Raw genomic sequence first — 15,555 nt, forward strand, 5'->3', positions numbered from 1 at the left:
CCGTGAACGTGCTCATCGACAAGTTCGACGTCTTTGCGGGTGGTTTCTGGCTCACCCTCCAGATCTGCGTACTCGCCGCGATCGGCGCCCTCATCCTGGGCGCCGTCGTGGCGGTGCTCCGGATCTCGCCGGTCCCGCCGCTGCGGGCGGTCGGCACCGGCTACGTGAACGTCTTCCGCAACATGCCGCTGACCGTGGTGATGTTCTTCGCCGCGTTCGGTCTGCCGGCGCTCGGCTCGAACGCGGACTTCCTCCGCGTCCCCGGCCTTGAGGCGATCTTCAGTCGGCTCGACACCGACCTGCCGTACTTCCGCTTCGCGCTGATCGCCCTGGTGCTCTACACCGCGGCGTTCGTCTGCGAGGCGCTGCGCTCGGGCGTCAACGCGGTGCCGGCCGGGCAGGCCGAGGCCGCCCGCTCGCTGGGGCTCACCTTCGGCCAGAACCTGCGGTACGTGGTGCTGCCCCAGTCCTGGAAGGCCTCGATCGTGCCGCTCGGTTCGGTGATCATCGCGATGATCAAGAACTCGGCGCTGATCGGCTTCTTCGGTGTCGTCGGCGACCTGTCGGCCACCGCCGACCAGCTCACCGGAGCCGAGGGCTACGCCTTCATCCCGGTCGCGATCGGCATCTCGATCGGCTACCTGATCATGACCGTGCCGCTTGGCGCCCTGCTGGACCGGATCGAGAAGCGACAGGCGGTGGCCCGATGAGTCAGCAGACCGTGCTCTACGACGTACCCGGGCCCCGGCAACGCCGGATCACCCTCGTCAGCAGCCTCGTGGCCACCGTGCTGCTGCTGGTTGGCGCGTACTTCCTGATCTACCGGCCGCTGGACGCCAAGGACCAGTTCTCGATGGAGCTGTGGGGGCCGCTGGTCGACCCCTCCAACGAGAACTTCTCGCTGGTCTGGGACCGGATCGGGCTCGGCCTGAAGAACACCCTCACCGCGGCGGTGCTGGCGATCATCTCCTCGCTGGTGATCGGCACCGCTCTGGCGGTGCTGCGGATCCAGCTCAAGAGCCTGACCCGGCGCCGGTTCACCGGGCTCGCCACCCCCGTGTCGTACCTGCTGCGCGGGCTGAGCGTCCTGCTGTCGGCGGTCACCCGGGTGTGCGTCGAGGTGTTCCGCGGCCTGCCCGTGGTCATCACCATCTTCTTCGTGGCCCGCGGCTTTCCCGAGTTCGGCATCACCTTCGACACGCTCTGGTACCTGGTCATCGGTCTCACCATCTACAACTCCGTGGTGATCGCCGAGATCCTCCGCTCCGGCATGGAGGGCCTGCCCGGCGGCCAGGGCGAGGCGGCGGCCGCGATCGGCCTCTCCCCGGCGCAGACCACCCGGATGATCCTGCTGCCGCAGGCGTTCCGGATCATGCTGCCGGCGCTGATCAGCCAGCTCGTGGTGGTGCTCAAGGACACCTCGCTCGGCTTCATCATCAGCTACGAGGAGACCCTGAACATCGGCAAGCAGATCATCGGCGCGCTGGGCAACCCGATCCAGGTGTACGTGGTGATCGCCGTGCTGTTCATCGCGGTGAACTACTCGCTGTCGAAGCTGGCCCAGTACGTCCAGCGCCGGCTGTCCCGGGGCCGCAAGACGGCCGCCACCGCGGGACAGACCGCGCCCCCGGCCGCGCTCATGTCGCAGTCCGAGGCCAACGGAACCGGCATCTGAGCCACCGTACGACGAAAGGGCCGACCCACGCGGGTCGGCCCTTTCCGTCTGCGTACCGTCAGCGGGCGATCTCGGTGACCCGGGACTCGCGGACCACGGTGACCCGGATCTGACCCGGGTAGGTCAGCTCCTCCTCGATCTGCTTGGCCACGTCGCGGGCCAGCACGGCCGCCCCGATGTCGTCCACGTCGTCCGGCTTGACCATCACCCGGATCTCCCGGCCGGCCTGCATGGCGAAGACCTTGTCCACGCCGAGCTTGCCGGCCGCGATCTCCTCGATGCGCTCCAGCCGCTTGACGTACGCCTCCAGGCTCTCCCGGCGCGCGCCCGGCCGGCCGCCCGAGCAGGCGTCGGAGGCCTGGGTGAGCACGGCCTCGATGGTCTGCGGCGGCACCTCGTTGTGGTGCGCCTCGATGGCGTGCACCACGTCCTCGTGCTCGCCGTACTTGCGGGCCAGATCGGCGCCGATGATGGCGTGGCTGCCCTCCACCTCGTGGGTGAGCGCCTTGCCGATGTCGTGCAGAAACGCCGACCGCTTGATGGTGGGCACGTCCAGGCGCAGCTCGGCGGCCATGATGCCGGCGATGTGCGCGGTCTCGACCAGGTGCTTGAGCACGTTCTGCCCGTACGAGGTGCGGTAGCGCAGTCGCCCGAGCAGGGTGACCAGCTCCGGGTGGATCTCGGTGATGCCGACCTCGACCAGGGCGTCCTCGGCGGCCCGTTGGCAGAGCTCCTCCACCTCGTGCCGGGCCAGGTCGTAGACCTCCTCGATCCGGTGCGGGTGGATCCGCCCGTCGAGCACCAGCTTCTCCAGCGTGAGCCGGCCGACCTCCCGGCGCACCGGGTCGAAGCAGGACAGCAGCACCGCCTCCGGAGTGTCATCGATGATCAGGTTGACCCCGGTCACCGACTCGAAGGCCCGGATGTTGCGGCCCTCCCGGCCGATGATCCGGCCCTTCATCTCGTCGCCGGGCAGGTGCAGCACGCTGACCACGCTCTCCGCGGTCTGCTCGCTGGCCACCCGTTGGATCGCGTCCACCACGATGTGCCGGGCCCGCTGCTCCGCGGTGCTGCGCGCGTCGGACTCGATGTCCCGCACCAGCAGCGCGGCCTCCCGCTTGGCCTGCGTCTCGATGGCCTCGATCAGCTCCAGCCGGGCCGCCTCGGCGGTCAGCCCGGCCACCCGCTCCAGCTCCCGACGGCGCAGCTCCTCCGCCTCGGCCAGCTCGGTCTCCCGCTGGCTGAGCGCCGACTCCCGGGCCGCGAGCGCGGCTCTCGCCTCGGTGAGCTGCCGCTCCCGCTCGGCGAACCGCTCCACCTCCTCGGTGTGCAGCCGCTCCCGCTCGTCCATCCGGGCCGCTCGGCGCTCCACCTCCGCGGCCTGCTCCCGGGTGGTGGCGGCGAGCACCGCGACCTCCCGCTCGCCGCTGCGCCGGGCGGCGGTGCGCAACTGCTCGGCGTCCGCCTCTGCCTGCTTGTGCGCGCGTTCCAGCACGGTGTCGGCCTCGGCTCGGGCGTCGTCGAGCACCCGGCGGGCCTCCGCACGGGCGGCCTTCGCCTCGGCGGTGGCCGCAGCCGCCTCGGCGCGCGCCGCCGCAGCCGCGGACTTCGCCACGTCGATCGTGCTGTTCGCCTTGTCGGCCGCGGTGCGCAGGGCGGCCAGGGACTGCTCCTGACGGTCCTTCTCGGCGATGAAGGCGGGATCCTCCGGGGCCGGCGCCGCACCCATCCGGCGCAGAGTCCGGACGCCGACCAGCACGGCCCCGATCACCACCACGGCGAGGATGAGGACGGCCGCGAGGAGCACGACGTCGAAGGCGTTCATGCCGGAACCCCGTAGGGCCTACCGGTGAACCTGTGCCGCCGCCCCGCCATGGCCGCCTCCCCTGAACGTCGAGACCGCAGCGACTGTGCCGGGGCACACTCCTGCGGCTGTGGACGCCCGACCGGAGCGGCTGGCCGTGGGTAGCTCTCTCCGCCGGCGGTGCCCTCGGGCATCGTCGGCGACCGGGTGCAGTTGTCGCGGCGTTCCGGACCGGCCTGTCCGGAACTGCCGCCAAAGGCCGTGGAGTCGGCCGAAGTGATGCTGTTCTGTTACGCGATCTATGTTGTGCGCTTAGCCTGCGCTGGTCGGGCAATGTGAGCCTGTATGGCGAGGCTAGGTCGCCAAGGGCGGTCTGGTCAAGGACTCATGATCAAACCCCCCGAACGGAGAGAAGTTGCGGCGTCACCGACCGCTGATGTCGTGTCGGACACGAGTGGACAAATTCCACGAGGCGTACGGCCGTCGGCGGCGTCGGGCCTGCTCAGCGCCGGCTCAACCGGTCACTGGGTGACACCGACGACCGGGCGGGGGTCGCCGAGCGGTGTGACCCATCCGTCTACCTCCGGACACCCGGCCGACCGCCGGGCCACTCACTCGCCCGAGCGGTTGTCGCGGTCCAGCTCGCCCTCGGCGTCGGCGAGCGCGTCGGCGTCGATCTGCTCGGCGAACTCGGCCGCCTCGGCGCTCTGCGCCGCGATCGCGTCCTTCACCGCCCGGATGGCCACACCCGGCGGGTAGCCCTTGCGGGCCAGCATGCCCACCAGCCTGCGGAAGACGGCGTCGGGCTCACCCCGGGCGGTACGCAGCTTGCGCTCCACCAGGGCACGGGCGGTGTCGGCCTCGGTCTCCTCGTCCAGCTCGCCCAGCGCCTCGGTGGCCACGTCACCGTCCACGCCCTTCTGGCGCAGCTCGTTGGCGAGCGCCCGGCGGGCCAGGCCACGCCCGGCGTGCCGGCTGGACACCCAGGCCCGGGCGAACGCGGCGTCGTCGATGATGCCGACCTCGTCGTACCGGTCGAGCACCTCGGCTGAGACCTGCTCGGAGATGCCGCGCTTGGCCAGCGCCCCGGCCAGCTCGGCGCGGGTGCGCGGCCGGACGGCGAGCTGGCGCAGGCAGATCTCGCGGGCCACCTCCGACTCGTCGCGGGGCGGCGCCGGAGACTCGACCGCGTCGGCTTCCTCGGACCGGCCACGACGGCCGCGCCGAGGGCGGGGCGGGTCACCGGCATCGCCCGCACGGGGCGGACTGGCATCCCAGCCCCGCCCCGTACGGGCGCGTCGTCCTGCCACAGGTCAGCGACCGGTCAGAAGTCGACCGGCGGCAGCTCCGGGCCGCCGGCGGCGTCGCCCGCGCCGACCCCGACGCCGAGCTTCTCCAGGATCTTCTTCTCGATCTCGGCGGCCACGTCCGGGTTCTCCTTCAGGAACTCCCGGGCCTTCTCCTTGCCCTGGCCGAGCTGGTCGCCGTCGTAGGTGTACCAGGCGCCGGACTTGCGGATGATCGCCTGCTCCACGCCGACGTCGATCAGCGAGCCCTCGCGCGAGATGCCCTTGCCGTACATGATGTCGAACTCGGCCTGCTTGAACGGCGCCGCGACCTTGTTCTTCACGACCTTGACCCGGGTGCGGTTACCGACCACGTCGGTGCCGTCCTTGAGGCTCTCGATGCGTCGCACGTCGAGCCGGACCGAGGCGTAGAACTTCAGCGCCCGACCACCGGTGGTGGTCTCCGGGCTGCCGAACATCACACCGATCTTTTCCCGGAGCTGGTTGATGAAGATCGCCGTGGTGCCGGTGTTGCTGAGCACACCGGTGATCTTCCGCAGCGCCTGGCTCATCAGCCGGGCCTGGAGACCCACGTGGCTGTCGCCCATCTCGCCCTCGATCTCGGCACGCGGCACCAGGGCCGCCACCGAGTCGATCACGATGATGTCGATCGCGCCGGAGCGGATCAGCATGTCGGCGATCTCCAGCGCCTGCTCGCCGGTGTCCGGCTGGGAGACCAGCATCGCGTCGGTGTCGACCCCGAGGGCCTTCGCGTACTCCGGGTCGAGCGCGTGCTCAGCGTCGATGAAGGCGGCGATGCCGCCGAGTCGCTGGGCGCTGGCCACCGAGTGCAGCGCCACCGTGGTCTTACCGCTGGACTCGGGGCCGTAGATCTCGACCACCCGGCCACGGGGCAGGCCGCCAATGCCGAGGGCCACGTCGAGCGCGATGGAGCCGGTCGGAATGATTGCGGTCTGGACGACCGGCCGGTCACCCAGCCGCATCACCGAGCCCTTGCCGAACTGCTTGTCAATCTGAGCGAGAGCAAGGTCGAGTGCCTTCTCCCGGTCAGGCCCTGCTGCCATGGTTGCCACCCCTGCCTTCGCCGGCGTCTTTGCTGAGCTTCGCGTCACGCGGACACGCTAGGCGCTGGGTCCGACAGAAAACCAGCCGACGGGCCGCGAGCTGTGGACGAGCACCCCGCTGTGGACAATAGCCGAACAGGTGTACGACTCATCAAGCGACACGCGGAAGTGGCGAAAGGCTGCTCAGCGTAGTCGTGCGGGCACGCGGTCGGGATACGCGGCGCAGACCGCCCGCCACACCACGTGTGTCTGCTCCCCCGACGCCAACGCCTGCTCGATGGTTCGTCCGCCGAGCTGGGACAGCACCTGGTCGCGGGCGATGCTGGCCGCGTAGCCAGGCCCGAACGCCTCGTCCAGTCGCGCCCAGAAGTCGGTCAGCCGCACGTGATCAGCCCTCCTCGTCCGGTGCCCCGGTCGGCACCGGCCGCAACGCTAGCGCCACCAGGGGCACGGTCGCGACCGCCGCGAGCAGGGTGAGCACCGGATAACCGGCGACCTGCATGACAAACCCGCTGGCCATGGCGGCGCCGGCACCGGCCAGCCCCATGATCAGGTCGGACAGCCCCTGGACGCTCGGCCGCGATCCGGCCGGCACGGACTCGGAGAGCAGCGTCGAGCCGGCCACCATGGTCCCCGACCAGCCCAGCCCGAGCAGCACCAGACCAACCGAGAGTCGGGGCGTGTGGTGCCCGGCGGTGCCGGCGACCGCGCAGGCGGCCAACAGCAGCCCGACCCCGCCGAGGATCACCATCCGCCGGCCGAGCCGGTCGGTGAGCCAACCGACCAGCGGGGAGAACGCGTACATGCCGGCGATGTGCAGGCTCAGCACGATGCCGACCAGCCGCAGCACGTCGGCGTCGGCGTGCGACTCACCGAGCCGTACCGGGGTCATCGACATCACCGCCACCATCACCAGGTGACCGACGGCCACCGCCGCGATGCCGAGCCGGGCGGCGGGCCGCTCGCGTACCACCGACCAGGCCACCCGCATCCCGGCGCCGCGCGGTGCGCGCACCTTTGCCGGCGCGGTGGCCGGCGCCGCACCGCCGTCCGCCGGCGCCTCGGCCGCCAGGGCGGTCGCCGGCACGTCGGCCACCGGCGTGTCGGCCGCCGCGAGACGGCGCGCGGTGAGCAGCGGGTCGGGCCGGAGCAACCCGAGGATCACGCCGCCGGCCAGCACGAACGCGACCGCGCTGAACGCGAACGGGCCGGCCAGTGGCGGCACGCCCCAGCCGTTGGTGACCCGGTCGGCCAGGGCGGCGAAGTTCGGCGCGGCCACCGCACCGATGGTGGTGGCCCAGACGATCAGGGAGAGCTGCCGACCCCGGCGGGCCGGTTCGGCGAGGTCCACCGCCGTGTAGCGGGCCTGGAGGTTGGCGGCGGTGCCTCCGCCGAAGAACAGCATGCCGAGGAAGAGCAGCGGCACCGAGCGGGTGGCCGCGGCCAGCACCACCAGCACGCCGCCGACGGCACCCACCGCGTACGCCACCACCAGGCCCGGCCGACGGCCGTGCCGCGCCATGATCCGGGTGACCGGGACGGCGAGCAGCGCCGCGCCGACGACCCCGGCGCTCTGCGCCAGGCCGGCCACCGCGGTGCCGGCGATCCGGGCGGCGAGCAGCGCACCGACGGCGATGCCGATGGTCACGCCGATGCCGCCGATGATCTGGGTGGTGAAGAGCAGCCGCAGGGTACGGCGCTGGATCGACGCGACGTCGGGCCGGACGGTACGCGGCGCGGTCAGCTCGGTGGCCATCGGCGCTCCTCAGGATGGGGGTGCCCATCCTCGCGCACCCGCCCTGACCGGCGGCAGCGGGTTTCGCTACGTGGTGTCAGCCCGCCAGGGCGCGAGCGCCGACGGTCAGGTCGGCGACCAGCCCCTCGTACGCCTTGTCCTGGTCGTCGGCGCGCAGCACCGCGGACGGGTGGATGGTGGCCAGCAGCCGGGCCGGCGGAGCGTCGGCCACCTTGCCCGCGCTGTCCACCGGGACCTGGGTGAAGTCCTCCGGATGCTGGGCCGACGCGGGCCAGGGCAGCAACTCCCCGCGCTGCCTCGTCACCCGGAACGACGGCCCGAGCAGCGCCTTCGCGGCGGTGGCGCCGAGCACCACGACGATCTCCGGGTCGAGCCGGGCGAACTCGGCGACCAGCCAGGGCCGGCAGGCGGTGATGTGCACCCGGTCCGGGGTCTGGTGGATGCGTCGCTTACCGCGCAGCTCGAACCGGAAGTGCTTCACGGCGTTGGTCAGGTAGATCTGCCCGGGGTCGAGCCCCGCGTCGTCGACCGCCTTCCGCAGCAGGCGGCCTGCCGGACCGACGAAGGGCAGCCCCTTCTGGTCTTCCATGTCGCCGGGTTGCTCGCCGACCAGGACCACCCGGGCGCTCTCGTCACCACGGCCGAAGACCGTCTGTGTGGCGTCCCGGTACAGCTCGCACCCCTGGCAGCCACCCGAGGCGGCGCGCAGCTCGTCGATGGTGTCGGCGTCGGGCGGGATGAACCGCTGGGCGCCCGGGGCGCTCCCGGTCTGCTCGGCCATGCCGACTGTTATATACCCGTTCGCCACTCGGTGCCGGGTAGGCACCGGGTGGTGTCGGCACCCGCGACCGTGCCGCGGTCAGTACCCGTTGCCTCCACCGTCACCACCGGACGCGATCGCGATCAGCACGATGATGATCACGATGATCGCCACCGCCACCGCGATGTAGAGCCCCTTGCGTGACCCACCTGAAGCCATGATCCCCACCTCCGGCGCCCCGCATACCCATCCTGTCCGCCGCGAATCGCCCTGATCCTGCGCGTCCTGCGGCACCGTCGACCACGGCCCGGCTGTCGGCGACACGAACCGCGCGGTCGCGGCCGGGTGGGTCAGGTGGCGAAGCCGGGCGACGGGGTCGGGTGGGTGGCCCGGGTCAGGGCGGCGGCCAGGGGGACCAGGTCATCGACGGCGAGAGGGCTGACCGTGATGCGGAGGGCGGGTGGGGCGGCGATCCGGTAGAGGGCACCGGGGGCCACCGCCCAGCCGGCGTCGCGCAGCGCGGTGACCGCGCTGGTCTCGTCGGCCACCGGCAGCCAGACGTTGATGCCGCTGCGGCCGTGCGCGGTCAGGCCGTGCTCGGCCAGCGCGGCCAGCAGCCCCTCGCGCCGTCGCTCGTAACTCTCCGCCGCCCGCTCCACCAGCTCGGCGACCGCCGGGTCGCGCCACAGCGCGAGGACGAGTCGTTGCAGCACCGTGGAGACCCAGCCGGCGCCCACCCGCGTCCTGCCGGTCACCCGGGCCACCGTGGTCTCGTCGCCGGTCAGCACGGCCAGCCGCAGGTCCGGGCCGAAGGGCTTGCTCACCGAGCGGAGGAAGGCCCAGCTCGGCGTCGCGCCGGCCAGCGGGTGCAGGGGTACGCGGGCCAGCTCGGCGGCGTGGTCGTCCTCGATCAGCAGCAGGTCCCGCCGACCGGCGAGCAGCGCCCGCAGCGCCTCGGCCCGGGCGGCGGAGACGGCCGCGCCGGTGGGGTTCTGCGCCCGGCTGGTGACCACCAGTGCCCGCGCGCCGGCGGCGAGCGCGGCAGCCACCCCGGCCACCAGTGGCCCCTCGTCGTCCAGCGGTACGCCGATCGGGCGCAGCCCCAGCGCGGCGACCAGGTCGAGCAGGTTGGCCCAGCCCGGGTCCTCGACCGCCACCGCGTCGCCGGGGCGCAGGTGGGCGCCGAGCAGCCGCTCGATGCCGTCCAGCGCGCCGCCGGTGAGGGTGAGTTCCCCTGCCGGCACTCCGTCGGCGCTCAGCCGGGCGCGGGCCGCCGTCGCCAGCTCGGGCAGCACCCCGGCGTCGGAGTAGCCGACCGACGGGCCGGCCTCGGTGGCGAGCGCCGCGAGGTGCGGGCCGAGCGGGGGCAGCAGCCGCGGGTCGGGCTCACCCCGGGACAGGTCACGGGCGCCGGGCAACGGCGCCGGGCGGAGCGCGGAGCGTCGGGCGGCCACCGGCGGTCGGGGGCGCACCCGGGTGCCGTGCCGCCCGGCGGTGGCGAGCAGGCCGCGCTGGCGCAGCTCCTGGTAGGCACGGGCGACGGTGGCCGGGCTGACGCCCAGCTCGGCGGCGAGCGCGCGGACCGGCGGCAGGGCGGTCCCGGGCGGCAGCGCGCCCGTACGGATGCCCGACTCGATGCTGGCCGAAATCGCGACGGCCGTCGAGCCGGTGAACTGATAGCGTGCTGACACAAACAAGAGATTGTACTAGAACAAAGGGGCGAGCATGTACCCACCCACCGCCCGGACCACGCCCAACCGTTCCCGCGACAAGATGAGCTACGACCGGGTCGCCGCCCACGCCGTGCTCGACGAGGCGTACCACTGTGCGCTCGGGTTCACCGTGGACGGCCAGCCGCGGGTGCTGCCCACGCTGCACGTACGGATCGGCGACACGCTCTACCTGCACGGCTCCACCGGCAGCCGGCCGCTGCTCGCCGCGCGGGGCGACGGGCTGCCGGTCTGCGTCACGGTGACCCTGCTCGACGGGTTGGTCTACGCCCGCTCCCAGTTCCACCACAGCGCCAACTACCGCTCGGTGGTCGCACTCGGCACCGCCCACCTGGTCACCGACGAGCGGGAGAAGAGCGCCATGCTCACCGCGCTGGTCGAGAAGGTGGGTGCCGGACGCAGCGCCGACAGCCGCCCGCCCACCCGGCGCGAGCTGGCCGAGACCGCCGTGCTGGCACTGCCGCTGCGCGAGGTGTCGGTCCGGACCCGCGCCGGTGGGGTCCGCGAGGACGACGCCGACCTGCACCTGCCGCACTGGGCCGGGGTGCTGCCGCTGCGGCTGACCGCCGGGCCGCCGGAGCCGGCCACCGGGGTCACCGCCCCGCTGCCGGCGTACCTCCGCCAACCGCGCACGCCCTGGCACGACCCGGCCACGATGGCCGGCGAACACGTCCGGCTGGAGCCGCTGGACCTGGCGCACGCCGACGAGCTGCACACCGCCACCGCCGACGAGGAGGTCTGGCGACACCTCGGCGTCGCGCTGCCCGGCACGCCGGCCGGAACCGCCGAGGTGGTCGCCGCCGCGCTGGCCGCCCAGCACCGCGGCGAGCGGGTGCCCTGGGTGCAGCGCTGCGCCGTGACCGGGGCGGTCGTCGGCACCACCTCCTACTACGAGATCGACCCCGAACGGCGGTCGGTGGCGATCGGGCACACCTTCCTCGGCCGGCCCTGGTGGCGTACCGGGATCAACACCGAGGCCAAGCTGCTGCTGCTCACCCGGGCCTTCGACGAGCTGGATGTGGTGCGGGTGGCCTGGCACACCGACATCCGCAACCAACGGTCGCAGGCGGCCATCGAGCGGCTCGGCGCGACCCGGGAGGGGGTGCTGCGGATGCACCGGCAACGCTCGGACGGCTCCTGGCGGGACACCGTGCAGTACGCGATGACCGTCGATGAGTGGCCGACGGCACAGCTCAGGCTGCGGGAAAGGCTTCGCCGGACGGCACCCGTGGCGTGATGATGGCGGGCGTGCTGGGAATCACCGACATCTGGACGTACGTACTGGGCACCGTGGCCATCATCCTGCTGCCCGGGCCGAATTCACTCTTCGTGCTCTCCACCGCCGCCAAGCGGGGCGTGGGGGCCGGCTACCGGGCCGCGGGCGGGGTGTTCGTCGGCGACGGGGTGCTGATGTTCCTCTCCGCCGCCGGGGTCGCGTCGCTGCTCAAGGCGTACCCGCCGGTGTTCCTGGTGGTCAAGTACGCCGGTGCCGCGTACCTCGGCTATGTGGGGCTGACCATGCTGCGCGGCGCCTGGCGGCGCTGGCGCGACCGCAACGACCCGAGCACGCCGCGGCTCATCGACGCCGCGGAGCCGGCGGCGATGCGCAGCCCGTTCCGCAAGGCGCTGGTGATCAGCCTGCTGAACCCGAAGGCGATCCTGTTCTTCATCTCGTTCTTCATCCAGTTCGTCGACCCCGGCTACGCCTGGCCGGCGCTGTCGTTCCTGCTGCTGGGGCTGATCGCCCAGGTGACGAGCGCGCTCTACCTGACCGCGTTGATCTTCGCGGGCACGTTCCTGGCCGCTCAGTTCCGGCAGCGTCGCCGGCTCGCCGCCGGTGGCACCACCGCCGTGGCCGCGCTCTTCCTGGCCTTCAGCCTCAAGCTGGCCACCGCCAGCGCCGGCTGACCCGGCTCAGGTGCCGTCACCGCCACCACCGCCACCACCGACGCCGGCACCGCCGGCGGTGCCGCCCAGCCCGAAGCCGGGCCGGACCGGCTCGTCGGGATGGCGGCTGACATGGGCGGACTCGCTGACCTGCGCGGACCAGTCGGCATGCGCGGCCGCGGCGGCGTGCCGGTTGATGGCGTGGCGCAGCCAGCCGTCCACGGTCGCGACCCAGTCCCGCCGGTCGGCGTCGGCGTGCCAGACCCGGAACCGGCTGATGCTCTGGTGGGTGATCCCGGCCAGCGCCAGCCGACGGTCCATCCAGAGGATCACCTCCAGACCGGCCGAGGTGGTCACGAAGATCACCTCCAGTTCGGTGATCGGGCCCGCGTAGAGCGGCCCCACCCAGTAGCCCCACCGCTGGTGCAGCGGCAGGGTGAACTCCACCCCCGGCAGCCCGCCCTCCTGCAGGCCGGCCTGGCGGATCTCGAAACCCAGCGTGTCCAGCGCCGCCAGCACGTACTGCTGGGTGGGGACGGGGTGCACGAAGACCGGCACCATGGCGCCCTGATCCAGCTCGGGATCGACGGACACCTCGGTCCGCAGCCCCATCCGCAGGCTCAGCAGCGGCACCCCACCGAAGGTCGTCACCGGGGTCTCCCACGGCAGGGGCATCGCGAAGTCGACCGCCCGCCGGCGACCGGCCGGTACGACGAACCGGCCGGCGATCGGCACCTGACAGAACTGCACGAGGCGTCGGGCGGCGGACGGGTCATCCGGCTCGACCGTGGTGACCAGGCCGAGCCGGATGTGCCGTACCAGCACGTCGTCCGGCCCGGCCGCCAGCGTCACCCGCCCCGGCAGGCGCAGGCCCGGGCGGGTGCTCGGGTTGGCCAGGGTGGTCTGCACGGACAGCCCGGTCCAGCCGGACTCCCTCGACACCCCCGTCAGCCGCACCGCGCCCCCTCCGCCCGGCCCCGCTCACAGCACCTCAACCCGTCGCCGACTCCGCGCGCGGCCACCCCAACCCCGACGAGACCACCTCAACTCTCGCCGACCCCGCGCCAGGCCACCTCAACTTCCGCGAAGAAGGACCACCCCTCCGATTCATCTCATGCGGCGGCCGCGCGGCACCGTGTCGGTCTCGTCGTCGAACTCGCCGATGACCTCCTCCAACAGGTCCTCCAGCGCCACGAAACCGATCGGCCGGGCCGGGCCGCCCCCGTTGCGCACCAGCGCGAGCTGGGACTGTCGGGCCCGCATCGCGGCCACCGCTTCGGTGACCGAGGACGTCGCGGGCAGCGTGAACGCCGACGTCATCAGGTCACCGGCGGTGGCGGTGCGGCCCGTGGTGACCACCCGCACGGCCTCCCGGACGTGCACTAGGCCGCAGACGTCGCCCGCCGCGTCCAGCACCGCCAGCCGGGATCGGCCGCTGTCCCGGCTGACGTGCTCGATCCGCTCCGCCGGGTCGTCCCGGCGAACGGTGACCATGGTGGAGAACGGCTCCATCACCTGCGCCACCGACGTGCCCTGCAACTCCAGCATGCTGGTGAGCAGTTGGTGCTGCTCGGCACCGAGCAGCCCGTGCTCGCGGGACTGCTCCAGCAGGATCCGCAGCTCGTCCGGGCCGTGCACCTGGGCCAGCTGGTCCTGCTGGTTCACGCCGAACAGCCGCAGGATCGCGTTGGCCAGCGCGTTCAGCGCGGACAGCACCGGCCGGGCCACCCGGGCGAAGGCGCGGAACGGCAGCGCGAGCAGCGTCGCCGAGCGCTCCGCGTCGGTGATCGCCCACGACTTCGGCGCCATCTCCCCCACCACCAGGTGCAGGAAGGTGACCACACCGAGGGCGAGGATCAGCGCGACCGCGTGGCTGGCGGCGTCCGGCAGCCCCACCGCGTGCAGCAGCGGGCTGAGCAGGTGCTCGATCGCCGGCTCGGCCAGCGCGCCGAGCCCCAGGGTGCACAGCGTGATGCCGAGCTGCGCGCCGGCCAGCATCAGGGACAGCTCGCGGACGCCGTCCAGCGCGGCCCGCGCCGCCCGACCGCCGGTGGCTGCCGCCTGCTCCAGGCGGTAGCGCTTGCTGGCCACCAGAGCGAACTCGGCGGCCACGAAGAACCCGTTCAGCGCCAGCAGGACCGCCGAGCTGAACAGCGCGATGCCGGGGCTCATGCGGACACCTCGCTGCGCGCACCCGGCTCGGTCAGCTGCAACCGGACGGAGTCGGCCACGTGCCGGTCCACGGCGAGCACCTCGACCAGCGCCCGGGGCTCCGCCTCGCCGTCCTCGGCGTCGGCGCCCTCGCGCAGCAGGCTGATCTCCAGCCGGTCGCCGACCTCCGGCACCCGGCCCAGCTCCCGCATGACCAACCCGGAGAGGGTGTCGTACTCGGGTGCCTCGGGCAGCGCGATGCCGGTGCTGTCGGCGACCTCGTCGATCCGCCAGCGGGCCGGCACCACCCAGGACCCGTCGTCCTGCCGTGCGGGCGCCCGCTCCGGCGGGTCGTCCTCGTCCCGGATCGGGCCGACCAGTTCCTCGGCGATGTCCTCCAGCGTGATCACGCCGGCGAAGCCGCCGTACTCGTCGACCACGCAGGCCATCTGCCGGTGCCCGGAGCGCAGCCGGTCCAGCACCGTGGGCAGGGGCAACGTCTCCGGCACGAGCAGCGGCGGCCCGGCCACCGCGCTCACCGGGGTGGTGGCGCGCTTCTCCGGCGGTACGCCGAGCACGTCGGCGATGCCGACGATGCCGATGAGATCGTCGACGCCCTCCGCACCGCGCACGGGGAAGCGGGAGTGGCCGGTGTCCAGCAGCTCGACCACCCGGCTCACCGGCTCGTGTGCCCGTACGGTGTGCACGTCGACCCGGGGCACCATGGCCTCGCCCGCGGTCAGCTCACGGAAATCCAGACCCCGGTCGAGCAGCGTGGACATCTCGGCGTCCAGGCTGCCCTCCTCGCGGGACTCGGCGATGATCTGTTCCAGGTCGGCAGGGGTGGCGCCGCTGGGCAGTTCCTCGATCGGCTCGATGCCGATCCGGCGGAGCAGCCGCACCGACGCCCGGTCGAAGAGCCGGATCACCGGCCCGGCGACGGTCAGGTAGATCAGCGTGGACCGGCTCAGCGCCCGGGCCAGCGGCTCGGCCCGCGCGATGGCCAGGTTCTTCGGGGCCAGCTCACCGAGGACCATCTGCACGACGGTCGCGATGACCAGGGCCAGCCCCACCGACAGCGGCAGGCTGACCGACTCGCCGACGCCGGCCACGCCGAGCAGGTCGGCGAGGCCGCCGCCGAGGTACGGCTCGGCGACGTACCCGACGAGCAGCGCGGTGACGGTGATGCCGAGTTGCGCGCCGGAGAGCACGAAGGAGAGCCGGCTGGTGACGGTCAGGGCCCGTGCGGCGGCCTGGTCGCCGTCATCGGCGAGCTGGCGTAGCCTGCCCCGGTCCACGGCGACGTAGCCGAACTCCTGTGCCACGAAGTAACCGGTGGCAGCGGTGAGCACGATGATCAGAAGGAGGCCAACGACGATCAACACGGGTCGCTCAGGGCTCCCGGGGTCGTCGGGGCGGGA

Annotated in this window: 14 protein-coding genes; 4 read left to right on the forward strand and 10 right to left on the reverse strand. The window is 72.7% G+C overall.

All coding sequences use genetic code 11. From position 1 onward, the window contains the following. The first annotated feature begins 2 nt into the window (after window positions 1-2). Both M8C17_RS12460 and M8C17_RS12465 read left to right on the forward strand, forming a co-directional pair. Window positions 3-710: an amino acid ABC transporter permease gene (locus M8C17_RS12460; protein ID WP_252416590.1), complete on the forward strand. Its 708-nt coding sequence runs from the start codon at window positions 3-5 to the stop codon at window positions 708-710. Then, window positions 707-1,675 carry an amino acid ABC transporter permease gene (locus M8C17_RS12465; RefSeq protein WP_252416591.1) on the forward strand — a complete coding sequence of 323 codons (969 nt, stop codon included), beginning with the start codon at window positions 707-709 and terminating at the stop codon, window positions 1,673-1,675. The genes M8C17_RS12460 and M8C17_RS12465 overlap by 4 nt, the downstream gene beginning before the upstream one ends. A gap of 58 nt (window positions 1,676-1,733) precedes the next feature. Here M8C17_RS12465 and rny read toward each other — a convergent pair whose 3' ends face one another. The 7 genes from rny to M8C17_RS12500 form a co-directional block, all read right to left on the reverse strand. After that, on the reverse strand, window positions 1,734-3,500 hold the full coding sequence (rny, locus tag M8C17_RS12470; protein WP_252416592.1) for a ribonuclease Y: 1,767 nt from the start codon (window positions 3,498-3,500) through the stop codon (window positions 1,734-1,736). Between the two features lie 590 nt (window positions 3,501-4,090). Then, window positions 4,091-4,789 carry a regulatory protein RecX gene (locus M8C17_RS12475; RefSeq protein ID WP_252416593.1) on the reverse strand — a complete coding sequence of 233 codons (699 nt, stop codon included), beginning with the start codon at window positions 4,787-4,789 and terminating at the stop codon, window positions 4,091-4,093. Between the two features lie 14 nt (window positions 4,790-4,803). Beyond that, a complete protein-coding gene (recA, locus tag M8C17_RS12480; RefSeq protein WP_053656326.1) occupies window positions 4,804-5,850 on the reverse strand; it encodes a recombinase RecA in 1,047 nt (348 codons plus the stop codon). A gap of 183 nt (window positions 5,851-6,033) precedes the next feature. After that, window positions 6,034-6,234 carry a DUF3046 domain-containing protein gene (locus M8C17_RS12485; protein ID WP_252416594.1) on the reverse strand — a complete coding sequence of 67 codons (201 nt, stop codon included), beginning with the start codon at window positions 6,232-6,234 and terminating at the stop codon, window positions 6,034-6,036. Between the two features lie 4 nt (window positions 6,235-6,238). Further along, a complete protein-coding gene (locus M8C17_RS12490) occupies window positions 6,239-7,606 on the reverse strand; it encodes an MFS transporter (protein ID WP_252416595.1) in 1,368 nt (455 codons plus the stop codon). A gap of 76 nt (window positions 7,607-7,682) precedes the next feature. Next, the gene (locus M8C17_RS12495) at window positions 7,683-8,387 is read right to left on the reverse strand and encodes a UdgX family uracil-DNA binding protein (protein WP_252416596.1); all 705 of its coding nucleotides are present in this window, start codon (window positions 8,385-8,387) and stop codon (window positions 7,683-7,685) included. A 329-nt stretch (window positions 8,388-8,716) separates the two neighbouring features. After that, the gene (locus M8C17_RS12500; RefSeq protein ID WP_252416597.1) at window positions 8,717-10,057 is read right to left on the reverse strand and encodes an aminotransferase class I/II-fold pyridoxal phosphate-dependent enzyme; all 1,341 of its coding nucleotides are present in this window, start codon (window positions 10,055-10,057) and stop codon (window positions 8,717-8,719) included. 34 nt (window positions 10,058-10,091) lie between these two features. Between M8C17_RS12500 and M8C17_RS12505 the strand changes: the two genes are divergently transcribed. Both M8C17_RS12505 and leuE read left to right on the forward strand, forming a co-directional pair. Beyond that, complete coding sequence (locus M8C17_RS12505; protein ID WP_252416598.1) at window positions 10,092-11,333, forward strand: bifunctional pyridoxamine 5'-phosphate oxidase family protein/GNAT family N-acetyltransferase; 1,242 nt, start codon at window positions 10,092-10,094, stop codon at window positions 11,331-11,333. After that, complete coding sequence (gene leuE / locus M8C17_RS12510) at window positions 11,333-12,004, forward strand: leucine efflux protein LeuE (protein ID WP_252416599.1); 672 nt, start codon at window positions 11,333-11,335, stop codon at window positions 12,002-12,004. The genes M8C17_RS12505 and leuE overlap by 1 nt, the downstream gene beginning before the upstream one ends. Before the next feature lie 6 nt (window positions 12,005-12,010). Here the strand turns inward: leuE and M8C17_RS12515 are convergent, their stop codons facing one another. The 3 genes from M8C17_RS12515 to M8C17_RS12525 all read right to left on the reverse strand — a co-directional run bounded on the left by M8C17_RS12515 (window position 12,011) and on the right by M8C17_RS12525 (window position 15,519). Beyond that, entirely contained in the window at window positions 12,011-12,940 is a 930-nt protein-coding gene (locus M8C17_RS12515) for a sporulation protein (RefSeq protein WP_252416600.1), read from the reverse strand. 150 nt (window positions 12,941-13,090) lie between these two features. Further along, the gene (locus M8C17_RS12520) at window positions 13,091-14,155 is read right to left on the reverse strand and encodes a hemolysin family protein (RefSeq protein ID WP_252416601.1); all 1,065 of its coding nucleotides are present in this window, start codon (window positions 14,153-14,155) and stop codon (window positions 13,091-13,093) included. Then, window positions 14,152-15,519 carry a hemolysin family protein gene (locus M8C17_RS12525; protein ID WP_252416602.1) on the reverse strand — a complete coding sequence of 456 codons (1,368 nt, stop codon included), beginning with the start codon at window positions 15,517-15,519 and terminating at the stop codon, window positions 14,152-14,154. The genes M8C17_RS12520 and M8C17_RS12525 overlap by 4 nt, the downstream gene beginning before the upstream one ends. Window positions 15,520-15,555 lie beyond the last annotated feature (36 nt).

It is taken from the genome of Micromonospora sp. RHAY321 (assembly GCF_023896955.1).
Lineage (GTDB): Bacteria > Actinomycetota > Actinomycetes > Mycobacteriales > Micromonosporaceae > Micromonospora.

Excerpts from the sequence above, each read along its gene's own strand:
- M8C17_RS12465 (WP_252416591.1), top strand. The coding sequence starts at position 707 with ATGAGTCAGCAGACCGTGCTCTACGACGTACCCGGGCCCCGGCAACGC.
- rny (WP_252416592.1), bottom strand. The coding sequence starts at position 3,500 with ATGAACGCCTTCGACGTCGTGCTCCTCGCGGCCGTCCTCATCCTCGCC.
- recA (WP_053656326.1), bottom strand. The coding sequence starts at position 5,850 with ATGGCAGCAGGGCCTGACCGGGAGAAGGCACTCGACCTTGCTCTCGCT.
- M8C17_RS12490 (WP_252416595.1), bottom strand. The coding sequence starts at position 7,606 with ATGGCCACCGAGCTGACCGCGCCGCGTACCGTCCGGCCCGACGTCGCG.
- M8C17_RS12495 (WP_252416596.1), bottom strand. The coding sequence starts at position 8,387 with ATGGCCGAGCAGACCGGGAGCGCCCCGGGCGCCCAGCGGTTCATCCCG.
- M8C17_RS12505 (WP_252416598.1), top strand. The coding sequence starts at position 10,092 with ATGTACCCACCCACCGCCCGGACCACGCCCAACCGTTCCCGCGACAAG.
- leuE (WP_252416599.1), top strand. The coding sequence starts at position 11,333 with ATGATGGCGGGCGTGCTGGGAATCACCGACATCTGGACGTACGTACTG.
- M8C17_RS12520 (WP_252416601.1), bottom strand. The coding sequence starts at position 14,155 with ATGAGCCCCGGCATCGCGCTGTTCAGCTCGGCGGTCCTGCTGGCGCTG.